This is a genomic window from Candidatus Galacturonatibacter soehngenii (assembly GCF_008830185.1).
In the GTDB taxonomy this organism is placed as follows: domain Bacteria; phylum Bacillota; class Clostridia; order Lachnospirales; family Lachnospiraceae; genus Lachnotalea; species Lachnotalea soehngenii.
The window spans coordinates 292214-315871 of record NZ_WAGX01000004.1; the positions used below are offsets into that span (position 1 = coordinate 292214).

The following is a 23658-nucleotide window of genomic DNA, read 5'->3' on the forward strand; positions in this document are numbered from 1 at the left end:
TGAAAAAAAGTGGATAATTAGCAAAAATAGAAAATACTATTTTTGAAATGGAATAAATAAAATTTATTCTTCACCGCTGTAATAAAATATATTTTATGGACTTTTTTTCATTTTTCATGTATTATAGAGCGGATTATGGCTAAAAAATGGATAAATTAAAATAGAGTATCAGGGAGGAACAATGGTATGAAACAAACAACATATGATGCTTCCAGCATTTCTGTTTTGGAAGGTCTTGAAGCAGTAAGAAAAAGACCAGGAATGTATATAGGAAGTGTTTCGAGAAAAGGTTTAAATCATTTAATATATGAAATTGTTGACAACTCAGTGGATGAACATTTGGCAGGTTTTTGCGATACGATTACAGTCATATTGGAACAAGATGGATCGGCCACCATTTCTGATAATGGACGTGGAATACCTGTTGGAATGCATGAAAAGGGAGTTTCAGCAGAGCGAGTAGTCTTTACTACCCTTCATGCTGGTGGGAAATTTGATGATTCCGTATATAAAACCAGTGGAGGTCTTCATGGAGTAGGTTCCTCGGTTGTAAATGCATTGTCCACTTATTTAGATATTAAGATAAGTAGAGAAGGATATGTGCATCATGACCGTTATGAGAGAGGAATTCCAGTTATGGAATTGGAAAATGGACTCTTACCAAAGCTTGGTAAAACAAAAGAGACAGGTACTACTATTAACTTTTTACCAGATGATACAATCTTTGAAAAGACACGATTTAAAGCAAGCGAGGTAAAAAGTAGACTTCATGAAACAGCGTATTTAAACCCTGCGTTAACAATCTTTTTTGAAGATAGGCGTGGTGAAGAGATTGAGCGAATTAAATTTCACGAACCAGAAGGTATTATTGGGTTTATCTTAGATTTGAATAAAAACAAAGAAAAGATACATGACCCAATTTATTTTAAGGGAGAAGTGGATGGAATTACGGTAGAAGGAGCCTTACAATATGTAAATGAGTTTCATGAAAATGTATTAGGCTTTTGTAATAATATCTATAATGCGGAAGGTGGAACACATTTAACTGGGTTTAAGACCGTTTTTACCTCTGTTATGAATTCATATGCGAGAGAACTAGGTGTATTAAAGGAAAAAGATGCAAATTTTACTGGTGTTGATATTCGAAATGGAATGACAGCAGTTATTTCAATCAAACATCCAGCTCCAAGATTTGAAGGACAGACTAAGACAAAGCTTGACAATCAAGATGCCTCAAAGGCAACTGGAAAAGTAGCGGGAGAGGAATTACAAAGATACCTAGATAAGAATCTAGATACCCTAAAAGCCATTCTAGCATGCGCGGAAAAAGCGGCAAAGATACGAAAGGCTGAGGAAAAAGCAAAAACAAATCTTTTGACCAAACAAAAGTATTCCTTTGATTCCAATGGAAAACTTGCTAACTGTGAGAGTAGAGAACCAAGTAAATGTGAAATATTTATTGTGGAAGGAGATTCGGCTGGTGGTTCTGCAAAAACGGCGCGTGATCGCAATTTTCAGGCAATCTTGCCAATTCGCGGTAAGATACTAAATGTTGAGAAAGCAAGTATTGATAAGGTGCTTGCGAATGCAGAAATAAAAACAATGATCAATGCTTTTGGCTGCGGTTTTTCCGAAGGATATGGAAATGATTTTGATATTAGCAAATTAAGATATGATAAGATTGTTATTATGGCAGATGCAGATGTGGATGGAGCGCATATTTGTACTTTGCTTTTAACTTTGTTTTACCGTTTTATGCCAGAACTTATATATGAAGGGCATGTCTATATTGCGATGCCTCCTTTATATAAGGCTATGCCTGCAAAGGGAAAAGAAGAATATTTATATGATGATAAAGCTCTTGAAAAATATCGCAAGACACACAAAGGCTCCTTTACTCTTCAAAGGTATAAAGGACTTGGAGAAATGGATGCGGATCAGTTGTGGGAAACAACATTAAATCCACAAACAAGGAAACTTAAGCTTGTAGAGATTGAGGATGCAAGAATGGCATCTGAGGTAACAGAAATGCTTATGGGAAGTGAAGTTCCCCCAAGAAAAGCCTTTATTTATGAATACGCCCAGACGGCAGAATTAGATATATAAGAGTGGAGGAAAAACAGAATGGATGAACAGATTATAAAAACGGAATACTCTGATGTAATGCAAAAATCATATATTGATTATGCTATGAGTGTTATCGTCGCCAGAGCTTTGCCAGATGTCAGAGATGGATTAAAACCGGTTCAAAGACGTACGTTATATGATATGTATGAGCTTGGAATTCGATATGATAAACCGTACCGAAAATGCGCACGTATTGTGGGGGATACTATGGGTAAGTATCATCCTCATGGAGATTCTTCCATATACGAGTCATTGGTGGTAATGTCACAAGAATTTAAAAAAGGATTGCCACTTGTTGATGGACATGGTAACTTTGGTTCCATTGAAGGAGATGGGGCAGCGGCTATGCGTTATACGGAGGCACGTCTGCAAAAAATCACACAAGAGGCATATCTTGCTGATTTGGATAAAGACGTAGTAGATTTTGTACCAAACTTTGATGAGACTGAAAAAGAGCCAGCGGTTCTTCCAGTTAAGATACCTAATCTATTAATCAATGGCGCAGACGGAATTGCAGTTGGTATGGCAACCAATATTCCCCCTCACAATCTAGGTGAGGTAATTGATGGGGTTAAAGCCTATATGACGAATCCAGAGATAACAACAAGCGAACTTATGAAATATATAAAAGGCCCAGATTTTCCAACAGGAGGGCGTGTTGTTAATAAAGATGAGCTGTTATCCATTTATGAAACAGGTCAAGGAAAAGTTAAAATTAGAGGAAACGTTATAATTGAAAATGGTAAAAATGGGAAAGATAAACTTGTCATTACTGAAATACCATATACTATGATTGGGGCAAACATTGGAAAATTCTTAAATGACATCTGTACTTTAGTAGAAAATAAAAAAACAAATGATATTATCGATATATCCAACCAATCATCAAAAGATGGAATTCGAATTGTTTTAGATTTAAAGAAACATGCAGATGTTGATAATTTGTTAAATTTACTCTATAAAAAAACAAAGCTTGAGGATACTTTTGGTGTAAACATGCTTGCAGTTGCAGATGGTAAGCCAGAAACTATGGGGTTAAAGGAAATAATCAAAAGAAATGTGAATTTCCAAATCGAGCTTACTACAAGAAAGTATAAGACGCTTTTATCAAAAGAACTTGATAAAAAAGAGGTACAGGAAGGCTTAATGCGTGCCTGCGACGTCATTGATTTGATTATTGAAATTTTAAGAGGAAGCAAGAATATAAAAGAAGCAAAAGACTGCTTAATAACTGGCAACACGGCAAATATTAAGTTTAAAACAAAAGCTTCCGAAAAAAGTGCAAGCCAATTGCATTTTACAGAACGACAGGCAACTGCCATATTGGAAATGAGATTGTATAAGTTGATTGGACTTGAAATAGAAGCGCTTATGAAGGATCATGAGACAACACTAAAAAATATTGCTCATTATGAAGATATTTTAAGTAATCAGGCTACTATGATAGCAACAATAAAAAAAGAATTAGATGCCATTAAAAAGGAATATGCAAAACCAAGAAAAACGATAATCGAGAATGCAGCAGAAGCCGTTTACGAAGAAAAGAAAATAGAAGAGCAAGAGGTTGTATTTTTGATGGATCGTTTTGGATATACCAAAACAATTGATTTGGCTGCTTTTGAACGAAATAAAGAAGCGGTGCTGTCTGAAAACAGATATGTCTTTTCCTGTATGAACACAGATAAAATATGTATTTTCACCGATCAGGGTATGCTTCATAGTGTGAAAGTATTGGATTTGCCATTTGGCAAATTTAGAGATAAGGGAATTCCAATTGACAATGCATGTAATTATAATAGTAGTGATGAGAACTTGATATTTGTCTCAGCTTTGAGTGAGATGAAGGATAAACTTCTTTTGTTTACAACTAAAAATGGAATGATGAAGCAAGTAAGCGGAGAAGAATTTGATGTTTCCAAAAGAACAATTGCGGCCACGAAATTAGCAGAAGGTGATGAACTTGTTTCGATTGATATAATGGAAGGTGTGCAAAATATTGTCATTCAGACAAACAAAGGAATCTTTTTAAGATTCTTATCCGATGAAGTACCGCAAAAGAAACGTGGAGCTATTGGAGTGCGTGGTATAAAGCTTTCAAAAGATGATTACATCGAAGAAATCTATAAATTTAATGAGAATACCTCGATTCAGATTAATTATAAAGAAAAAGAAATTTCGCTCAATCGATTAAAGCTTGCAAGTAGAGATACGAAGGGGACGAAAGCCAGAGTATAGGTTTTGTAATGAAATTATCAAACTATTGTAAGAAAAAGTTTATGTTTAGATTTATAGAATAGTATATTATTAATTATGTAACATTTTGATATATCGTGAAAATTAAAAATCCTAAATCAATAGTGATGAGCCTATATTTGGAAGGGGGATAAAAATATCAAATGAATAAACTAATAGGGAGTATTTTATGGCTTATTTCTTCAATACTTATACTTGGAGAATATGTTACAAAAAGTTTATTTATATTATCAATGTCAAATATGGGAACTGTAGGTAATATATCTTTGGTTCATAATCTAGAGCTAGTTTTGATGTCTATTATATTTTTTGTGTTTGGTATATATTTTTTCTTAAAGAAGGAAAAATAAAGTGGAGAGTTTGAGACACATGGCAACTAAAATTTATGGCTTAGACATAAATTTTAAAGGCTGTCAACAAAGTTGACAGCCGCAATAAAAGAGGTAAAGCCACTAGGACTTTACCTCTTTTATTATGCTTTCGCATTTTGGTTATCAAATGATGTCCAGGTGCAGTTGAAGTGATTTGTCACTTCATTTGCCAAGAATTAAAGTCCAGATTTTCCTGCCATCTGTCTTTCTTGTTCTTCGATCATTTTTTTAACCATGTAACCACCTACAGAACCGTTCTGTTTTGAAGTAAGGTTTCCATTATAACCATCTGTTAATGGAACCCCTAATTCGTTAGCTACTTCATACTTGAATTTGTTTAATGCGCTTTTTGCTTCAGGTACTGATGCAGAATTACTTGAACTTGTCATAATAAAACCTCCATTTCACTTTCGCCTTTTTGGTAATATCAATACTGTGTTTTACAATGCTAATATTACCAAACGAAAGTTCATTGATTTGTTGTTTACCTAACAAACTGTTGTTGAATTTAATTTGTTAAGTGGTTACAATCATATTATGTACGAATATAAAAGTTATAATCTAGAAGTTGTTTCATATTTTTACAAATTTTTCTTGTTCATGTTTCGGAAAAAATAATCAGTTTTATACTAGAAATAGCATAAAATAGTTGTATGTTTTAATGGTTAATGTTAGGATATATAGTGAAAAAATACACATGGAGGGCATAAGGTGGAGAATCAAATAGGAAAGAAAGGGAAAGTAATTACAGGAAGTACCTTAAAACTAATTGCGATTATTACAATGTTAATTGACCACATAGGAGCGGCTATCGTTGAACAAATGCCGACATTTTCCATATCAAAAGGTAATAACCTTTATCATCTTGATATGATATTACGTGGAATTGGTCGCATTGCATTCCCAATCTTTTGTTTTTTATTGGTAGAAGGATTTTTACATACAAGAGATTCTAAAAAGTATGCGGCTCGTTTATTTTTCTTTGCACTTATATCTGAAATACCGTTTGATTTAGCTTTTAGTAATCAAATACTTGAGTTTAGATATCAAAATGTATATTTTACGCTTTTTATTGGTCTTTTAACATTAATGGCAGTAAAATATTTTGAAGCAAATAAATTTATGCAAATTATTTCCATGCTAGTTGGAATTATGACAGCGAATTTCTTACATACCGACTATGCGGGGTTTGGCGTTGTATTAATTTTATTATTATATATCCTACATGACAAAATCATATTGAGAAATATCATAGGTTGTATTGCGGTATTGTGGGAGGCACCTGCGACAATTGCGTTTATACCGATCACATTATATAATGGAAAAAGAGGTATTCAAATGAAATATTTCTTTTACATATTCTACCCAGCACATTTATTGCTATTATATGCGATTTCGCAGTTTATATCTGGAGGGATATAGTAACGGAGGCGTTTATGAAAAAATATTTATTGTTACTTGCTGTTTGTCTGGTGGTTACTGGATGTTCATTAAATTCTAATAAGGAAGCGGTTGAAACAAAGGAAGAAGTATCGCCTTCTAGCGAAGCTGATTTTAAAGTAGATCCAAAAGAGGAAGAAATTGAGACGGTCGAACAAATTCCTGGACTAAATGATATTTCTGTAGACGTCATGAATGTAGAGAATGAAGTGAAAGTAGAACCGGTGGAGGTTACAATAAAGACGCTGCAAAGAGAATATAAGGATAGTAATGGTGTTGTTGTGTCTTATGTTAGAATTGATTATCCAGTGATTTTAGACGAATCAAACAGTGAAGGGATAGTAAAAATTAATGAATTCTTTAAAGAGACAGCAGAGGCGTTGTATGAAGAAAATAACACGTATGCAATTGATAACGTGGAATCAGTTACGCAAGATTTAGAAGAACAATCGACGGTGCAATATTTCTATAGCGAATATGATGTTACTTTTGAAGTAAAATATAATGCAAATGGTATTTTATCAATTTTACAAAAATTTAGTGAAAAGTATACAGGAAAAGAAGAGATAAATTCATATGCTATGGGATATGTCTTTGATATAAATACAGGAGAACGTTTTACAATTGATAAGGTATTAGCTGGAACCAATCAAGAAATTGCAAATGTGGTAGGACAGGCTTTTTTGGATTCAGATAAAATAGAAGAAAGAGTTAAGACCTATTACAAAGAAGAAATATTAGCAAATACACAATATGTAGAATTTTATTTGGATACAGAAAATATAAACTTTTTCTATAACCCGAATATGGTTGTTCCGTATGCAGAAGGAACGCTTGTGGCATCATTATCCTTAAATACAAATAATTTATTAAAGATAAAATTAGGTGAAGAATAGAGTCTGCAAATAGAAGTTGAAAAAGTGTGAAAGGAGTTGGGTATGAGAGTAATAGCAGGAAGTGCAAGAAGATTAAATCTGAAAACCATACCAAGTACAGATACAAGACCAACAACAGACCGAATTAAGGAAACTTTGTTTAATATGATAAATCCTTACTTAATGGATGCTACTTTTTTGGATTTGTTTGCAGGAAGCGGACAAATGGGAATAGAAGCCTTAAGCAGAGGTGCAAAAACAGCAGTATTTGTTGAAAATAACAAGTTGGCTGTTTCTTGCATAGAACATAATTTAAGTGTTACGAAATTGAAAGAGAATGCGAAAATAATTGCTTCAGATGTCTTACATGCTTTAAGGAGTTTGGAAGGAAGCATTACGTTTGATTATATATTTATGGACCCGCCATATAATCAACAATTAGAAAAACAAGTACTTGAATATTTAAAAAATTCTTCACTTATCACTACGTCAAGTGTTATAATTGTAGAATCATCTTTTGAGACTGCATTTGATTATGTAAATGAATTAGGTTTTGAAATAATAAAAAGAAAAGAATATAAGACTAATATGCATATTTTTTTAGGGTTAGAAAGAGGCAAGCATGAATAGAGCAATATACCCAGGAAGTTTTGATCCAGTTACAAATGGACATTTAGATATTATAAAACGTTCCGCAGAATTATTTGATGAACTTTATGTAGGTGTTTTAAATAACACTTCAAAAAGTCCGTTGTTTTCTGTGGAGGAACGTGTTAATATGTTAAAAGAAGCAACGGCAGAAATTAGGAATATTAAAGTGGTTTCTTTTCAAGGACTCTTAGTAGACTTTGTAAAAGAAATTGATGCTTCTGTTGTTGTAAGGGGATTAAGAGCAATTACTGATTTTGAATATGAACTACAATTGGCACAGACAAATCATGTACTATACCCAAGTGTAGATACCATGTTTTTAACTGCTAAGCTAGAATATTCCTATTTAAGCTCAACTATCGTTAGAGAAGTGGCAAGTTTTGGTGGTGATATATCAAAATTTGTACCAGATGAAGTGGCAAAAAGAATGTATGAGAAGTATGGAATAGAAGATAAAAATAATTAAGGAGTGGAATACTTGTGAGTAGCAAAATTGAACAAATCATTGAAGAGATTGAAGAATATATTAACAGTTGTAAATATCAACCTTTATCGAATACAAAAATTGTAGTTAACAAAGAAGAAATTGATGAACTTTTAACGGAGTTAAGGTTAAAGACTCCAGATGAAATTAAAAGATATCAAAAAATCATTAATAACAAAGAAGCAATTTTGGCAGATGCACAAGCAAAAGCGGATGCTATTATTGCGCAGGCTACTGTACATACCAACGAATTAATCAATGAACATGAAATTATGCAGCAGGCATATGCGCAGGCAAATGAAATTGTTCAAATTGCCACCAATCAAGCACAAGAGATTTTAGATAAAGCGACCATTGATGCGAATAATATTCGTTATGGAGCAATTCAATACACGGATGATATGTTAGCGAATCTGCAAGGAATTATTAGTCATACCATTAATACTAGCACTGCAAAATACGATAATTTAATGAAATCTTTACAAGATTGCTATGATATTGTGAATGCGAATCGAGTAGAATTAGCACCAAGTGAAGAAGAGGAAGAGCAAGAAGTTGAAGAAGAGGTAATGGAACAAGAATAGAGAAAGTGTCTGCTTGGCAGACACTTTTTGTAGGCTTAGCTCATATTTTTAGGATAAGAAAGCTAGATATGCAATGCAAAGAAGTAACGTGATTCCCATATTAAGAACCTTTGATAGAGTGTAGTGACCTATGGATAAACCAGAGTTTTTTATCATGCTTTGTGTTTGAGCGACGCAAGAAATTCCTCCAAAGGATACCGAAGATAAAACGATAATGAATTTTTTTTGAAACGATAAAGAGGAAGAGGCTACCACAGAGATACCGTTTGTGATTTCTGTGATAGAAATAATAGAGTATTTTATAAATGCATTATGTATGGGAATATAAATTAACATTTGCGATAAAATAGCAAATAATATGATGTACCCTCCAAGCTTTGTTATGGTTTCAAATCCATTCATGATAGCCGCATCAATAAAGCGAAAATCAACGTTTGTGTTACATGGATAAAGTGAAATTTTTTTTTCTTTTTCAAACATTTTTCTATGATAGATGATTCTTAGTAAAATGGCACTTATAATTGGTGATAAATAAAGAATGATAAAAACAGGTTTCAACAAAGAAGAGGATTGAAAAGTTTCATTTACAATGTAGTTGATGATAAAAACAGGACTTACATTATTACAAAAGGAAAGTAGAAAGGTCCCTTCCTCGTATGAAATTTTTTTGTTTGCTACCAAATCAGAAGTTACCTTTGCCCCCATTGGATACCCACATAAAAATCCAGTTATTACAGCATAACTTCCATCTTTGCTGATACCAAATAGCAATTTAAAAATGGGCGCAAATAAAAAAGTAATGTAGGAAGCAGCATTTAATGCTATGATTAAGTTGGATAAAATAATAAAAGGCAACAGATTCGGTATAATAACATTAAACCATAGGAGTAATCCACCTTTTGCTGCGCGAACGGACTCAACGGGAAAGATAAAAATAAAAAGTAATAAGCTTAAAATTATGAGAGAATAAATAGTCTTTTTCAAGGTGAAGTACTCTCTTAGTTTTTAATAATATATTAAAAAAGAAAAAAGAATATGAATCATGGAGGTAGATTGAATGTATACAATGGAAGATTTAAAACCGAAGGAATTTTATAAATATTTTAAGGAAATTTCAGCAATTCCTCGTGGGTCAAGAAATACAAAACAAATCAGTGACTACTGCGTTGCATTTGCCAAGGCACATAATTTAGAGTATATACAAGATGAGTCAAATAATGTCATTTTGATAAAAGAGGCAAGCAAAGGCTATGAGGCAGTTCCAGCAATTATTATCCAGGGACATCTAGATATGGTTTGTGAAAAAGAATCGGATTATGAAATTGATTTTACAAAAGATGGATTAACGCTCGAACTAGATGGTAACTTTTTAAGTGCAAAGGGTACGACTCTTGGTGCGGACGATGGAGTGGCAGTGGCATATTCACTGGCATTACTTGCAGACGATACACTAGAGCATCCAAGACTTGAAATTGTTTTAACTACGGATGAAGAAATCGGACTACTTGGTGCAACGGCAATTGATTTATCCATGCTAAAAGGCAAATATCTCATTAATATTGATTCTGATGTAGAGGGCATGTTTTTAACCTCTTGTGCAGGAGGTTTAAGAGCAGATTGTACTCTTTTTGTTGAATACAAGGAAGAAACAATGACGAGCTATACCATTAAACTTTCTGGTCTAAAAGGTGGACATTCAGGTGCAGAAATCGATCAATACAGAGGTAATTCCAATAAATTAATGGGACGCTTTATGAGTTATTTAAGCGACGTTATAAATTTTGGCATTATTTCGCTAAACGGTGGTTTAATGGATAATGCAATACCAAGAGAAACAATTATGGAAGTTTTTATTGAAGAAGAGGATGCTGCTTTATTGGAAGAAACAGTAGCTGCATTTGACCAAATATTAAAGAATGAATTTGCATCAAATGATCCGAATGTGTCATTAACGCAGAAAAAGAACGGAATGAAGACCGCGTCTATGTTAACACCAAAGAGCAAGGAATTGATTCAATTTATGCTTGTGAATGCGCCAAACGGAGTTCAAAATATGAGCAGTGATATTAAGGGCTTGGTACAAACTTCACTTAATCTTGGAATCTTAACTTTGGATGAGGAAAAATGTAAGCTGACTTTCGCGGTAAGAAGCTCAATCGATTCAGAAAAACAAGCATTGAGCAATCAACTGAGATATTTGACAGAATTTTTACAAGGTGTTTACAGTGTACATGGTGATTATCCTTCATGGCCATTTAAAAAAGATTCAAAGCTTAGAGACTATATGACAAAGGCTTATGAAGAACAATTTGGTGTTGCACCTAAAATTGAAGCGATACACGCAGGTTTAGAATGCGGACTGTTTTGTCAAAAAATTGATGGGTTAGATGCTATTTCTCTTGGACCAGAAGTATTTGATATTCATACTCCAAAAGAGAGAATGAATGTAGAATCAGTTGAACGATATTGGAGATTTTTACGAAATGTAATTACTGGTTTTGCTAAAGTAGAGAATTGATGTAATAATATCCTCGATAGAACAGTTAGAGCAAAAGAGTTATATTAATAATTTTAAAAAAAGAGCATATATATAAATAATGGCACTTTTTAGGTTGGATTATGAAGTTTAATTTTAATCATTCAAATCAAAAATCGAGAGTGAAATCTATTTATATATTAATGCTCTTTCTCTTACTTAATTGCATTTTTATTGTATCCTTTGAAAAACAGATTTATCGCATGACAGGCATTAAGAATTTAAAGGATAACGTGGAGGAAACGATAGAATTTCGCAGTATGAATTTATCCGAAGGTGCGTTAAATAAAATAAAGGAGATGAAAGAGCAAGACGAGGTAGAAATTCCGAACTTAGTAACGGTGATGATGCTTGATAATAATTTTGATTTGACAAACAGTGACTTTACAAATTATACAGCAAAAGAGTATCAATCCAGTTACTCATATAAATACAAAAGAAGACCAAATGAATTGGTGGAACTGGTCGGATATTATGATACAATCTGGTCAGATGTGGTTTATTTTCCTGTTCCAGAATCGAAAATAACGAAAGAGGCAACCATTCGTTTTGAAAATTCTTGGTTAGCAGAACGAACCTATGGAGGAAAACGATTTCACGAAGGTACAGATATTATGGCAGGTATCAATGAACCTGAAGTATATCCCGTTATTAGTATGAGCGATGGCGTGGTTGAAAAGATGGGATGGCTTGAAAAAGGTGGCTGGCGAATTGGGATACGAACAAAAAGGGGAGCTTATCTTTATTATGCACATTTATCCTCCTACGCAAAAAATCTAAAACAAGGCGATACTGTAATAGCAGGAGAATTATTAGGATATATGGGTAACTCTGGATATGGAAAAGAAGGGACTACGGGAAATTTTGATGTTCATTTACATGTAGGACTTTATATTAAAACAAAAAATAATGAGGAAGAAAGTATTAACCCCTATTGGGTTTTAAAGTATTTGGAGGATAAAAAATTAAGCTATGCCTATTGAGTTATTTGAAAGTGACACGGATATATTGTGTATGATATAATGAAAATGGCTTATGAATGTAAAGGAGAGGGTTTTATGGAAATACAATTATGGAGAGAACTGCTAAATCCTTATGAGTTGGCAGTGAATGAACTTATACTTAAGTTTCGCCATTTTATAAAAGAACATAAAGAAAATGGACTATATTCTCCGATCGAGCAGGTGACAGGAAGGGTAAAGACGATATCCAGTATCTTAGAAAAAATGCAGAAAAAGCAGATTCCATTCGAGGAACTGGAGGAAAAGATAGAAGATATTGCAGGGATACGTATTATATGCCAGTTTGTAGAAGATATTTACAAAGTAGTAGAATTAATGAATCAGCGAGATGATATAGAGGTTAAATTAGTAAAGGATTATTTGAATAATGTAAAAGATAGTGGGTATCGCAGTTATCATCTTATTATTTATTACAATGTGCAAACCATTAAAGGTCCCAAAAAGATTCAAGTAGAGATACAAATTCGAACACTTGCCATGGACTTTTGGGCTACGGTGGAACACTCTTTGCAATATAAATACAAGCATAATATGCCAGAGCATATTAAGGACAGACTAACAAGTGCGGCACACGCAGTACAAGTATTAGATAACGAAATGTCTTCCGTTCGAAGTGAAATTATGGACGCACAGAATTCATTTCAAATCAAAGCGAATGTTGTGGCTGACATATTAAACAATATTCAAAATCTATACAAGGTAGCAAATAAAAGAGAAGTAAGCAAAATTCAAGATGAATTTTATAAAATATATAAAACAGAAGATGTAGAAAAGTTAAAAAGGTTTAATAAACAGCTTGATATTATTTCTGAAGGATATCGGGCTCAAGCAATTACAAGAGAGAGTATGTATGAGATTAGATAAGTTTTTAGCAGAAGCAGGAATTGGAAGTAGAAGTCAGGTAAAAACCTATGTTAAAAAGGGAATGGTTACTGTCAATGAAGAGATAGTAAAGAAAGCAGAGCAAAAAGTTGATATAGAGAAAGATGTTGTAAAGTTTCATGGAGAAATAGTGGAATACGTGGCATTTGAATACTATATGTTAAACAAACCAGAAGGTGTTGTATCAGCTACAAAAGACAATGTGTCAAAAACAGTAATCGAATTAATCAAAGACAAAAAACGTGAGGATTTATTTCCTGTAGGCAGGCTTGATAAGGATACACAAGGATTGCTTATCATTACGAATGATGGAGAACTGTCGCATAATATGTTATCACCAAGAAAACATGTTGATAAAACGTATTATGCAACCATTGAAGGGATTGTAACAAAAGATGATGTTGCACTTTTCTTAGAAGGTGTTGATATTGGTGATGAGAAATTAACAATGCCTGCAAAATTAGAGATACTAAGTAGTGACAACATTTCAGAAATTAAATTAACCATTCGTGAAGGTCGTTTTCATCAAGTAAAAAGAATGTTTGAAGCGGTTGGAAAGAAAGTATTGTTCTTAAAAAGAATCGAAATGGGTGGACTTAAGCTTGATGAAAGCCTTAAGCCAGGTGAGTATAGAAAATTAACAAAGGAAGAAATAAACTTATTAAGGAGAACCTAATGTTAAACGATATAAAAGCAGTGTTATTTGATTTGGATGGAACCTTAATCGATTCCATGTCGGTTTGGAAAGATATTGATATTGAATTTTTAGGTAATTATGGCATCGAACTTCCTGCTGATTTGCAAAATAGCATTGAAGGAATGAGTTTTACTGAGACAGCGGATTATTTTAGAAAAAGATTTCAGTTTAAAGAATCGGTGGAAGAAATCAAGGCAATATGGAATGAGATGGCGTATGAACATTATACCCAATTTGTAAAATTAAAAGACGGAGTCCTTGATTTTTTGTCTTATTTAAAGAGTCATAATATAAGAACTGGAATATCAACCAGTAATTCAATTGAATTGGTACAAGGCGTTTTAAAAGCAAAAGAAATAGAGCCGTATTTTGATGTTGTAGTAACCGCATGTCAAGTCAATGCTGGAAAACCATCACCAGATATTTATCTGGAAACTGCTAGGCTATTAAATGTAGAACCTAAGGATTGCTTGGTGTTTGAAGATATTCCCATGGGAATTATGGCTGGTAAAAATGCGAATATGAAGGTATGTACCATATATGATGATTTTTCAAAAAATCAAGACATAAAAAAACGTAGTTTAGCAGATTATTACATAAATACATTTAAAGAAGTATTAGAAGGAACCTATGAGGTATTAATGAATGAGTAAAGGCTTTTTACCAATCAGCAAGGCTGATATGGAAGAACGAAAAATAAAACAACTAGATTTTGTATATGTAATTGGGGATGCTTATGTTGATCATCCTTCCTTTGGACACGCAATTGTAAGTAGAGTATTAGAGGCAAATGGTTATACGGTAGGAATCATATCACAACCTGACTGGAAAGATAAAAATAGCATTTCGATACTAGGAGAACCAAGGCTAGGTTTTCTTGTTTCGGCAGGAAATATGGATTCGATGGTTAATCACTATTCCGTTTCAAAGAAAAGACGTACAACAGACGCCTACACACCAGGTGGAGTGATGGGAAAAAGACCAGATAATGCAACGATTGTCTATTGTAATCTGATTCGTCAATCCTTTAAAAACAAACCAATTATTGTTGGAGGCATTGAAGCAAGCTTAAGACGCCTTGCTCATTATGACTACTGGTCAAATAGTATGAAAAGGTCAATACTTCTTGATTCTGGTGCTGATTTGGTACTTTATGGTATGGGAGAGCGTTGTATTGTTGAGATGGCGGATGCTCTAAATAGCGGACTTGCAATTAAGGATGTGACTTTTATTGAGGGCAGTGCTTATAAAACAAAAAATAGAGAAGATGTATATGATGCCATTGACCTTCCTGATTACCAATCTTTATTGAAAGATAAATTAAATTATGCAAAAAGCTTTTACATACAATACCAAAATACCGATCCATTTGTAGGGAAACGCTTGGTAGAAAAATATAATGATAATTTGTATGTAGTACAAAATACAGCATCAAAACCATTGTCCTCTCAAGAGATGGACCGTGTCTATTCTCTTCCTTATATGAGGACCTATCACCCAAGCTATGAAGCTTTAGGAGGAATTCCTGCAATCGAAGAAGTGAAATTTAGCATTATAAGCAATCGTGGATGCTTTGGTGGCTGTAATTTTTGTGCTCTCACTTTTCACCAAGGAAGAATTATACAGGTTAGAAGCCATGAATCAATACTTTCTGAAGGCAATCAAATAGTATGGGACAAGGATTTTAAAGGCTATATTCATGATGTAGGTGGCCCAACAGCGAATTTTAGACATACCTCATGTGAAAAGCAGTTGACAAAGGGCGTTTGTCCAAATAAACAATGTTTATTTCCAAAACCTTGTAGTAATCTTGAGATTGACCATAAAGATTATTTATCACTACTACGAGAATTAAGGGCGTTGCCAAATGTAAAAAAAGTATTTATCCGATCAGGAATTCGTTTTGACTACTTGATTAACGATCAAGAGGAGGAGTTTTTTGAAGAATTATGTGAGCATCATGTGAGCGGGCAGTTAAAGGTAGCTCCAGAACATGTTGCCGACGCAGTATTAAGCAAAATGGGAAAACCAGAAAACAGTGTCTATGAAAAATTCTTGCATAAGTTTAAACAAGTAAATGAAAAGCTAGGTAAAAAACAATTTGTGGTACCATATCTAATGTCTTCGCATCCAGGCTCTACTATGAAAGAAGCGGTAAAGCTTGCAGAATATCTAAGAGATTTAGGATATATGCCAGAACAGGTTCAAGACTTTTATCCGACACCGTCTACCATATCTACGTGTATGTATTATACAGGTGTAGATCCAAGAACCATGGAAAAAGTATATGTCCCAACGAATCCACATGAAAAAGCAATGCAAAGAGCTTTGATACAATATCGAAATCCTAAAAATTATGACTTAGTGGTAGAAGCGCTGACACTTGCAAAGCGTACTGATCTCATAGGCTTTGATAAAAAGTGCCTGATTAGACCAAAAAAAGGTGAGAAAAATTATAGGAACGATGGTTTAAAGCAAGCAGATAAAAAATCAAATAAACCAGCAAAAAAGAAAACGATACGTAACGTGCATAAGAAAAAAGCGTAACCATTCGTTTGAACAAAGGTGATACTATGAACGTAGCAATAATTACGGGCGCTTCCTCTGGAATTGGTGAGGAATTTGTCAGACAAGTAGCAAGACAAACAAAGATTGATGAGATTTGGATGATTGCAAGGCGAAGACAAAAGTTAGAGCAGATTGGTAAAACAGTAAAGAAATCGGTTAAAGTAATTGCAATGGATTTACAAATAAAGGATAATATAAAGCAGTTAGAGGATATGCTAAAAAAAGAAAAGCCTTCGATTGGTTTACTGGTCAATTGCGCGGGCTATGGAATTCGGAAAGAATTTAGCAAAGGTAGTCTTGAAGAAGAGCTTGGCATGATTGAGGTGAATTGTATTAGTTTAACTGCATTGACTTACCTATGTCTTCCTTACATGCAAAAAGGGGGACGAATCATTCAAGTTGCGTCTGCCGCTTCTTTTCTTCCGCAAGCTGGCTTTGCAGTTTATTCGGCAAGTAAATCCTATGTTCTTAATTTTTCTAGGGCTTTAAATAAAGAACTTAAAAAGAGTGAGATATATGTAACTGCGGTATGTCCAGGTCCAGTTGATACAGATTTCTTTCTTATTTCAGACAAGGGAAGTAAAATGCCTTCCTACAAAAAGTATTTTATGGCGAGAACGGATCAAGTTGTAAGGAAAGCAATTGCAGATTCCAATCGGAAAAAAAGTATTTCTATTTATGGAGTGTCCATTTGGCTTTTAAGATTCCTAACTAGATTTATATAAGGAGTAAAGTCTACATGAAGATAAATAAAGGAAAGTATGGCTACATTGATTATAATAGAAAAAGAGCATTGATAAAGTCTAGCATTGGTCTTAGTGTTATTATCTTTATTTTTATTATGGGACTGATTCTAACAAAAACAAGATTGAATTGGTTTACCTTTGCAGCGGTTATGTGTGCTTTGCCTGTTGGAAAAATGGTGGTTGCACTTATCATGGCGTGGCCTCACAAGTCAATGCCCAAGGAAGAATATAAAAGAATAGAAGAGATAGAAAAAGACCTCTGTATTCTTTATGATTTGGTTATAACTTCTTATGAAAATGTGATGCAAATTGATTCCATTTGCTTATATGGCAATACCCTTTGTGCCTTTTCAAAAGATACAAAACTTGACATGAACACAACAACAGCGTACATAAAAGATATATTAGCAAATAATGGATATGGTTGCTCTATGAAAATATATCAAGATTTAAATGCATATGTGTCAAGGATAAATGAGATGAAAATTAATTTAAAAGAAGCAAAAGAAAATGAAAAAGCAATAAAAAGAAGATTAGAAAAAGAAGAAAAAGCGGTGGAAACCTTATTGGCAATTTCCATTTAGTGAGGTAATCATGCAAGTAATACAGGTAAATCAAAACGAAGCAGGGCAAAGACTTGACAAGCTTTTAACAAAGTATTTAAACGAAGCACCAAAAAGCTTTTTATATAAGATGCTTCGCAAAAAAAATATTACATTAAATGGTAAAAAGGCAGATGGAAGTGAGAAATTATCGGTTGGCGATGAGATTAAACTTTTTTTAGCAGAGGAGACAATTCATAAGTTTTCAAAACGGGAAATACAAACGATTTCTGATATCAATTTGGATATTATATATGAAAATGATCATGTTTTAATCCTGAATAAACCTGCGGGTGTTCTTTCACAAAAGGCGAAGGAATCAGATGTTTCGTTGAATGAAACAATTATTTCTTATTTGCTTTCACAACAAAAAATCACAACGCAGGAGTTAAAAACCTTTCGACCAGCCGTTTGTAATCGCTTGGATCGAAATACAAGTGGAATTGTTATAGCTGGTAAGACACTCCTTGGATTACAAGAAATGTCAGCGTTGTTAAGGAATAGAGATCTAAGCAAATATTATCGTTGTTTTGTAAAAGGAGTAATAAAAGAACAACAGCTAATTGATGGTTGGCTCTATAAGGATGAAAAAACAAATAAAGTTACGATTCTTTCTAAGGAACGTAAAGGGGCGTCCTATATTAAGACACAATATGTACCAATTGCAAATGGGAAAGATATTACTTTGCTAGAGGTTAAGTTACTTACAGGTCGCTCTCACCAGATACGTGCGCATTTGTCTTCTATAGGTCATGCAATTATTGGTGATTATAAGTATGGGGATAAAACAATAAATGACTGGTATAAAAAAAATTACAATGTTACAGCACAGCTTCTACATTCCTATCGTTTAGAGCTTCCAGCAATGAAGGAGCCTTTTTTGGATTTGTCAAAAGTAATTTTGATAGCAGAACTACCGCATATTTATCATAAGATACAAAAGGAGAAAATGTCATAGGAGGGATGATATGTATTCTTATCAAATCGTGGAATGGATATTGTTTTTTTATATTTACTGTGTGTTTGGATGGATTTTTGAAAGTACGTATGTATCATTAAAGTCAAAAAAATTTGTAAATCGTGGCTTTATGAAGGGACCAATGATTCCCATTTATGGAGAAGGAGCTATTATGATGGTAATTGCAACCTATCCAGTGAGAGGCAATATCCCTTTGGAATTTGTTATGGGTATGGTAGGTGCAACTTTATTGGAATTTGTAGTTGGAGCAATCATGGAATACGTATTTAAGGTAAAATATTGGGATTACAGCAACCAGCCCTTTAATGTAAAGGGATATATTTGCCTAAGTAGCACGATTTGCTGGGGAGTTTTATCGGTATTGCTTGCGGAATTGATACATATACCAATTGAGCGCTTTGTACTTTCCATAAACGATACGGTTCAATATGGTCTTGTTTTATGTGTATCTGCTCTATTTGTATTTGATGCAGTTACTTCTGCTAAGGAAGCATGGGATTTACGCATTTTGCTTGTTGCACTCACTAAAGCAAAAGAAGAAATTGTTGCCTTACAACATCAATTGGAAGTTAAAAAGGATCAGATTGCAGAGCAGCTAACGGATAAAAAAGAGGAATTGGTAGAACAATTGACCGATTATAAAGAAGAGATTACCTCACAATTAGTAGATAAAAAAGAAGAGTTATTCGAAGATTTACAGGCAAAAAAGGAATATATTGTTCAGTCTTTAAAGAAAGGTAGCGCAGTAGTAAAAGAAGCCGAAAGTTTAAAGAAAAAAATTGATGATGAAAGAAAACGATACCAAGCTATGGTCGAGAAGTTAAGTTTACCAAACGTACGTATATTAAGACGTAACCCAGGAGCAACTTCAAAGAAATTCTATGAGGCGCTTGAAAGCGTAAAAGAGCATTTAGAGATTAAGAGAAAAAATAAATAAGACAGGAAATGGTGATACTATGCCATCTTGGAACTCAAGAGGACTAAGGGGTTCAACCCTAGAAGAATTAATTAATAAAACATTAGAAAAATATAGAGAGTCGGGACTTTGTCTGATTCAGAAAATCCCGACTCCAATCACTCCGATTAAAATTGATAAAGAGAATCGTCATATTACCCTTGCATATTTTGAGCAAAAGAGTACAGTAGATTATATTGGAGTCGTACAAGGAATTCCAGTTTGTTTTGATGCAAAGGAATGTGTGAAAGATACATTTGCTTTGCAAAATATCCATGAACATCAAGTAAAGTTTATGGAAGAATTTGAAAAACAAGGTGGAATTTCTTTTATATTAATTTATTTTACAGGAAAAGATGAATACTATTATTTGTCTTATAACGAATTGCAAAAGTATTGGAGTAGAATGCAAAACGGAGGAAGAAAGAGCTTTCGATACGATGAATTAAATACAAAGTTTTTGTTTATTTCAGGAAACGGGGTGTTTGTTCCTTTTCTAGAAACGATACAAAAGGATTTAGATATGAGGGATTGACAATAAATTTCCAATGAATTATAATAATTCAAGGTGATAATAAGGTAGCATGGTAGCACGCTAAAGTGTTGAAATGACCTTGCTGCAATAAGAATAACAAGAGGAAGGATTTGTTAGGATGAAAAAGTTATTACACACCCCAGAAGGTGTAAGGGATATTTATAATTCAGAATGTGAGAAAAAATTGATTTTACAAAATAAATTGCATCAGCAATTTCATTTATATGGGTATAAAGATATACAAACTCCGACCTTTGAGTACTTTGATATATTTAGTAGAGAAATTGGAACCATTCCATCTAAAGACTTATATAAATTTTTTGACAGAGAGGGTAATACTTTGGTTCTAAGACCAGATTTTACTCCTTCCATTGCAAGATGTGTTGCCAAATACTATATGAAGGAGGATTTGCCTCTTAGACTTTGCTATTTGGGCAATACCTTTATTAATAATTCAGAATATCAAGGTAAGTTAAAGGAATCCACGCAAATGGGAGCGGAATTAATTGGTGATGATACCGTTGATGCAGACGCTGAGATGATTGCGCTTGTTATTTCTTCTCTTTTGGAATCTGGTTTAAAAGATTTTCAAATTGAGATTGGTCAAGTTGACTTTTTTAAGGGGATTCTTGAAGAGGCAAAAATAAAGGAAGAAGATAGTAATTTACTTCGTGAATTAATATCGATTAAGAATTATTTTGGCGTAGAAGAACTCGTTTCCAGTCTTTCTATAAGTGAAGAAGTAAAGCAGGTGCTACTTCGACTTCCCCAGCTTTTTGGTTCTTGTGAAGTTTTAGCAGAGGCAAAACAATTGGCAGGCAATGCTTGCTCTAGACATGCCATTGAAAGGCTTGAGAGCTTATATGAAGTTCTAAAAATCTATGGACTGGAACAGTATATTTCCTTTGATTTGGGAATGCTTAGTAAATATCAATACTATACAGGTATTATTTTTAAAGCCTATACTTACAAAACAGGAGAAGCTATAGCAACAGGCGGAAGATATAATCATCTTCTTACCTGGTTTGGTAAAGAGGCACCTTCTATCGGTTTTGTAATTATGTTAGATACCCTAATGTCTGCATTGATGAGACAACACATAGAGATACCGATACAACATAATATTACAATGGTGTTATACGAAGCAAAGCAACAAAAACATGCTATTCTTCTCGCAAACTATCTGAGGGAGAAGAACGAAAAGGTAGAATTGATTCGTATGACGGGTGAGAAAAGTGTATCGGATTATGTAGAATATGGGAAGCGAAATGCTACTTCGACCGTTTTGGTGGTAAAAAGTGAAGATGAAATTGATGTAATTGATGTAAATGCAATCGCCAAATCATCAACCATGGAACAATAGGAGACTGAAAATTATGAGATATTTAACATTTGCCCTTGCCAAGGGACGTTTAGCAAAAACTACATTAGCGATGTTGGAACAAATAGGAATCACGTGTGAGGAAATGAAGGATAAAGATTCACGCAAATTAATCTTTGTCAACGAAGAGCTAAAGCTTAAATTTTTCCTTGCAAAAGCACCTGATGTTCCAACCTATGTAGAATATGGAGCGGCTGATATCGGAGTTGTTGGAAAAGATACAATATTAGAAGAAGGAAGAAAGTTATTTGAAGTGCTTGATTTGGGCTTTGGAAAATGTAGAATGTGTGTAGCGGGACCAAAATCTGCAAATGAGTTACTACAACATCATGAGCTAATTCGTGTAGCTACCAAGTATCCTAACATTGCAAAAGATTATTTCTATAATAAAAAGCATCAAACCGTTGAAATTATTAAATTAAATGGTTCAATTGAATTAGCACCGATTGTAGGCCTGTCTGAAGTGATTGTTGATATTGTTGAAACTGGCTCTACACTACGAGAAAACGGACTTGATGTGCTGGAGGAAATTTGTCCGTTATCTGCGAGGATGGTTGTAAATCAGGTAAGCATGAAGATGGAGAATGAAAGAATCACCAAATTAATAACAGACTTAAGAAGCCTTTTATAAAGCAAAAGAGCATCAGGTAATACAACGATTACAGGAGGAGAAAATAGTGAGAACGATTAAAATAGATGAGGCAAGTAAAAAACGTCTGCTGGAAGATTTACTAAAAAGAAGCCCCAATAATTATGACTCCTACACGGAGGCAGTCAATGCAGTTATTGCAGACGTGAAAAAACAAGGAGACAAGGCAGTCTTTGCCTATACCAAGCAATTTGATCAAGTAGAGCTTGATGCTACAAACATACGTGTTACAAAGGAAGAAATTGAGGAAGCCTATGATTTGGTTGAACAAGAATTAATTGATGTCATTCGCAAAGCTTTGATTAATATTAAAAACTATCATGAAAAACAGCGTCAAAACAGTTGGTTTGACAGTCAACCAAATGGTATTATCTTAGGCCAAAAAGTTACACCACTTGAAAAGGTTGGTGTTTATGTGCCTGGTGGAAAAGCGGTATATCCATCCTCCGTTTTGATGAATATTATGCCTGCAAAAGTAGCAGGAGTATCGAAAATCATTATGACGACGCCACCAGGAAAAGACGGTAAGGTAAATCCAAATACCTTAGTAGCAGCAAACGAAGCAGGAGCAGATGAAATCTACAAAGTAGGAGGGGCTCAGGCTATTGCAGCACTTGCCTTTGGAACCGAATGCATTCCAAAAGTTGATAAAATAGTAGGACCAGGAAATATTTATGTGGCGCTTGCTAAAAAGGCTGTATTTGGTTACGTAAGCATTGATTCTGTTGCTGGCCCAAGTGAAATATTGGTAATTGCAGATGAGACAGCTAATCCAAGATTTGTTGCAGCTGATTTGCTTTCACAGGCAGAGCATGATGAATTAGCTTCTGCTGTATTGGTTACAACAAGTGAAGAGTTAGCCAAAGCGGTTTCAAAAGAAGTGGAGGATTTTGTTGCAGTTTTATCCAGAAAAGAAATTCTTGAGAAATCTTTAGACAATTATGGTTATATTCTTTTAGTAAAAGACCTAGAGGAAGCAATTGATGTAGCAAATGAAATTGCATCCGAACATTTAGAAATTGTAACGAAAGATCCTTTTACGGTAATGACAAAAATCAAAAATGCTGGAGCCATCTTTTTGGGTGAATATAGTTCGGAGCCTTTGGGTGATTATTTTGCAGGACCTAATCATGTACTTCCTACCAATGGTACAGCCAAATTCTTTTCTCCTTTAGGTGTGGATGATTTTATGAAAAAGTCCAGTATCATATCCTATTCAAAAGAAGCATTAGAGCCAATTCATAAGGATATTATCAAATTTGCAGAAGCAGAACAATTGACCGCACATGCAAATTCTATCAAAGTAAGATTTGAATCATAG

24 protein-coding genes are annotated in these 23658 nt (G+C 33.9%); 22 read left to right on the top strand and 2 right to left on the bottom strand.

The window, feature by feature from the left end:
• Positions 1-186: 186 nt before the first annotated feature.
• The 3 genes from F7O84_RS03845 to F7O84_RS03855 all read left to right on the top strand — a co-directional run bounded on the left by F7O84_RS03845 (position 187) and on the right by F7O84_RS03855 (position 4730).
• Positions 187-2106, top strand: coding sequence for a DNA gyrase/topoisomerase IV subunit B (locus tag F7O84_RS03845; protein WP_151142128.1), 1920 nt, complete (start codon positions 187-189; stop codon positions 2104-2106).
• Between the two features lie 18 nt (positions 2107-2124).
• The gene (locus tag F7O84_RS03850; protein WP_151142130.1) at positions 2125-4362 is read left to right on the top strand and encodes a DNA gyrase/topoisomerase IV subunit A; all 2238 of its coding nucleotides are present in this window, start codon (positions 2125-2127) and stop codon (positions 4360-4362) included.
• Between the two features lie 161 nt (positions 4363-4523).
• Positions 4524-4730 (top strand): hypothetical protein, encoded by a 207-nt coding sequence (locus tag F7O84_RS03855; protein WP_151142132.1) that lies wholly within the window; start codon positions 4524-4526, stop codon positions 4728-4730.
• Positions 4731-4927: 197 nt separating this feature from the next.
• On the opposite strand, the gene F7O84_RS03860 is transcribed toward F7O84_RS03855, so the two are convergent.
• Complete coding sequence (locus F7O84_RS03860; protein ID WP_151142134.1) at positions 4928-5143, bottom strand: alpha/beta-type small acid-soluble spore protein; 216 nt, start codon at positions 5141-5143, stop codon at positions 4928-4930.
• A 319-nt stretch (positions 5144-5462) separates the two neighbouring features.
• Between F7O84_RS03860 and F7O84_RS03865 the strand changes: the two genes are divergently transcribed.
• From F7O84_RS03865 to F7O84_RS03885, 5 genes are read left to right on the top strand one after another with little or no spacing between them, the layout of a single operon-like run.
• Positions 5463-6173, top strand: a complete 711-nt coding sequence (locus tag F7O84_RS03865) for a TraX family protein (RefSeq protein WP_151142136.1) — start codon at positions 5463-5465, stop codon at positions 6171-6173.
• 14 nt (positions 6174-6187) lie between these two features.
• Positions 6188-7087, top strand: a complete 900-nt coding sequence (locus F7O84_RS03870; RefSeq protein ID WP_151142138.1) for a polysaccharide deacetylase family protein — start codon at positions 6188-6190, stop codon at positions 7085-7087.
• A gap of 42 nt (positions 7088-7129) precedes the next feature.
• Positions 7130-7696, top strand: a complete 567-nt coding sequence (gene rsmD / locus F7O84_RS03875; RefSeq protein ID WP_151142140.1) for a 16S rRNA (guanine(966)-N(2))-methyltransferase RsmD — start codon at positions 7130-7132, stop codon at positions 7694-7696.
• Positions 7689-8183 (top strand): pantetheine-phosphate adenylyltransferase, encoded by a 495-nt coding sequence (gene coaD, locus F7O84_RS03880; RefSeq protein WP_151142142.1) that lies wholly within the window; start codon positions 7689-7691, stop codon positions 8181-8183. Before rsmD ends, coaD begins: the two co-directional genes overlap by 8 nt.
• A 14-nt stretch (positions 8184-8197) precedes the next feature.
• Entirely contained in the window at positions 8198-8785 is a 588-nt protein-coding gene (locus tag F7O84_RS03885; RefSeq protein ID WP_151142144.1) for an ATPase, read from the top strand.
• Between the two features lie 48 nt (positions 8786-8833).
• Here the strand turns inward: F7O84_RS03885 and F7O84_RS03890 are convergent, their stop codons facing one another.
• The gene (locus F7O84_RS03890; RefSeq protein ID WP_151142146.1) at positions 8834-9769 is read right to left on the bottom strand and encodes a transporter; all 936 of its coding nucleotides are present in this window, start codon (positions 9767-9769) and stop codon (positions 8834-8836) included.
• Between the two features lie 73 nt (positions 9770-9842).
• Here F7O84_RS03890 and F7O84_RS03895 point away from each other — a divergent pair, with 73 nt between their 5' ends.
• The 14 genes from F7O84_RS03895 (at position 9843) to hisD (ending at position 23658) form a co-directional block, all read left to right on the top strand.
• Complete coding sequence (locus tag F7O84_RS03895; RefSeq protein WP_151142148.1) at positions 9843-11303, top strand: aminoacyl-histidine dipeptidase; 1461 nt, start codon at positions 9843-9845, stop codon at positions 11301-11303.
• A gap of 101 nt (positions 11304-11404) precedes the next feature.
• Complete coding sequence (locus tag F7O84_RS03900; RefSeq protein ID WP_243140800.1) at positions 11405-12304, top strand: M23 family metallopeptidase; 900 nt, start codon at positions 11405-11407, stop codon at positions 12302-12304.
• Between the two features lie 75 nt (positions 12305-12379).
• Positions 12380-13207 (top strand): GTP pyrophosphokinase, encoded by an 828-nt coding sequence (locus tag F7O84_RS03905; protein WP_151142151.1) that lies wholly within the window; start codon positions 12380-12382, stop codon positions 13205-13207.
• Positions 13194-13901 carry a pseudouridine synthase gene (locus tag F7O84_RS03910; RefSeq protein WP_151142153.1) on the top strand — a complete coding sequence of 236 codons (708 nt, stop codon included), beginning with the start codon at positions 13194-13196 and terminating at the stop codon, positions 13899-13901. Before F7O84_RS03905 ends, F7O84_RS03910 begins: the two co-directional genes overlap by 14 nt.
• Positions 13901-14575, top strand: a complete 675-nt coding sequence (locus tag F7O84_RS03915) for an HAD family hydrolase (RefSeq protein ID WP_151142155.1) — start codon at positions 13901-13903, stop codon at positions 14573-14575. Before F7O84_RS03910 ends, F7O84_RS03915 begins: the two co-directional genes overlap by 1 nt.
• Positions 14568-16469: a YgiQ family radical SAM protein gene (locus F7O84_RS03920; protein WP_151142157.1), complete on the top strand. Its 1902-nt coding sequence runs from the start codon at positions 14568-14570 to the stop codon at positions 16467-16469. Before F7O84_RS03915 ends, F7O84_RS03920 begins: the two co-directional genes overlap by 8 nt.
• Before the next feature lie 26 nt (positions 16470-16495).
• Positions 16496-17215: an SDR family NAD(P)-dependent oxidoreductase gene (locus F7O84_RS03925; protein WP_151142159.1), complete on the top strand. Its 720-nt coding sequence runs from the start codon at positions 16496-16498 to the stop codon at positions 17213-17215.
• A gap of 14 nt (positions 17216-17229) precedes the next feature.
• A complete protein-coding gene (locus F7O84_RS03930; RefSeq protein WP_151142161.1) occupies positions 17230-17820 on the top strand; it encodes a hypothetical protein in 591 nt (196 codons plus the stop codon).
• A gap of 10 nt (positions 17821-17830) precedes the next feature.
• Positions 17831-18796: an RluA family pseudouridine synthase gene (locus F7O84_RS03935; RefSeq protein WP_151142163.1), complete on the top strand. Its 966-nt coding sequence runs from the start codon at positions 17831-17833 to the stop codon at positions 18794-18796.
• A gap of 10 nt (positions 18797-18806) precedes the next feature.
• Positions 18807-19754: a putative ABC transporter permease gene (locus tag F7O84_RS03940; protein WP_151142165.1), complete on the top strand. Its 948-nt coding sequence runs from the start codon at positions 18807-18809 to the stop codon at positions 19752-19754.
• A 19-nt stretch (positions 19755-19773) separates the two neighbouring features.
• Entirely contained in the window at positions 19774-20307 is a 534-nt protein-coding gene (locus F7O84_RS03945) for a Holliday junction resolvase RecU (protein ID WP_151142167.1), read from the top strand.
• A gap of 118 nt (positions 20308-20425) precedes the next feature.
• Positions 20426-21670: an ATP phosphoribosyltransferase regulatory subunit gene (gene hisZ, locus F7O84_RS03950; RefSeq protein WP_151142169.1), complete on the top strand. Its 1245-nt coding sequence runs from the start codon at positions 20426-20428 to the stop codon at positions 21668-21670.
• A gap of 13 nt (positions 21671-21683) precedes the next feature.
• Entirely contained in the window at positions 21684-22319 is a 636-nt protein-coding gene (gene hisG / locus F7O84_RS03955) for an ATP phosphoribosyltransferase (protein ID WP_192451647.1), read from the top strand.
• Between the two features lie 46 nt (positions 22320-22365).
• Complete coding sequence (gene hisD / locus F7O84_RS03960) at positions 22366-23658, top strand: histidinol dehydrogenase (RefSeq protein WP_151142171.1); 1293 nt, start codon at positions 22366-22368, stop codon at positions 23656-23658.

Excerpts from the sequence above, each read along its gene's own strand:
- F7O84_RS03845 (WP_151142128.1), top strand. The coding sequence starts at position 187 with ATGAAACAAACAACATATGATGCTTCCAGCATTTCTGTTTTGGAAGGT.
- F7O84_RS03850 (WP_151142130.1), top strand. The coding sequence starts at position 2,125 with ATGGATGAACAGATTATAAAAACGGAATACTCTGATGTAATGCAAAAA.
- F7O84_RS03855 (WP_151142132.1), top strand. The coding sequence starts at position 4,524 with ATGAATAAACTAATAGGGAGTATTTTATGGCTTATTTCTTCAATACTT.
- F7O84_RS03870 (WP_151142138.1), top strand. The coding sequence starts at position 6,188 with ATGAAAAAATATTTATTGTTACTTGCTGTTTGTCTGGTGGTTACTGGA.
- rsmD (WP_151142140.1), top strand. The coding sequence starts at position 7,130 with ATGAGAGTAATAGCAGGAAGTGCAAGAAGATTAAATCTGAAAACCATA.
- coaD (WP_151142142.1), top strand. The coding sequence starts at position 7,689 with ATGAATAGAGCAATATACCCAGGAAGTTTTGATCCAGTTACAAATGGA.
- F7O84_RS03895 (WP_151142148.1), top strand. The coding sequence starts at position 9,843 with ATGTATACAATGGAAGATTTAAAACCGAAGGAATTTTATAAATATTTT.
- F7O84_RS03900 (WP_243140800.1), top strand. The coding sequence starts at position 11,405 with ATGAAGTTTAATTTTAATCATTCAAATCAAAAATCGAGAGTGAAATCT.
- F7O84_RS03905 (WP_151142151.1), top strand. The coding sequence starts at position 12,380 with ATGGAAATACAATTATGGAGAGAACTGCTAAATCCTTATGAGTTGGCA.
- F7O84_RS03910 (WP_151142153.1), top strand. The coding sequence starts at position 13,194 with ATGAGATTAGATAAGTTTTTAGCAGAAGCAGGAATTGGAAGTAGAAGT.
- F7O84_RS03915 (WP_151142155.1), top strand. The coding sequence starts at position 13,901 with ATGTTAAACGATATAAAAGCAGTGTTATTTGATTTGGATGGAACCTTA.
- F7O84_RS03920 (WP_151142157.1), top strand. The coding sequence starts at position 14,568 with ATGAGTAAAGGCTTTTTACCAATCAGCAAGGCTGATATGGAAGAACGA.
- F7O84_RS03925 (WP_151142159.1), top strand. The coding sequence starts at position 16,496 with ATGAACGTAGCAATAATTACGGGCGCTTCCTCTGGAATTGGTGAGGAA.
- F7O84_RS03930 (WP_151142161.1), top strand. The coding sequence starts at position 17,230 with ATGAAGATAAATAAAGGAAAGTATGGCTACATTGATTATAATAGAAAA.
- F7O84_RS03935 (WP_151142163.1), top strand. The coding sequence starts at position 17,831 with ATGCAAGTAATACAGGTAAATCAAAACGAAGCAGGGCAAAGACTTGAC.
- F7O84_RS03940 (WP_151142165.1), top strand. The coding sequence starts at position 18,807 with ATGTATTCTTATCAAATCGTGGAATGGATATTGTTTTTTTATATTTAC.
- F7O84_RS03945 (WP_151142167.1), top strand. The coding sequence starts at position 19,774 with ATGCCATCTTGGAACTCAAGAGGACTAAGGGGTTCAACCCTAGAAGAA.
- hisZ (WP_151142169.1), top strand. The coding sequence starts at position 20,426 with ATGAAAAAGTTATTACACACCCCAGAAGGTGTAAGGGATATTTATAAT.
- hisG (WP_192451647.1), top strand. The coding sequence starts at position 21,684 with ATGAGATATTTAACATTTGCCCTTGCCAAGGGACGTTTAGCAAAAACT.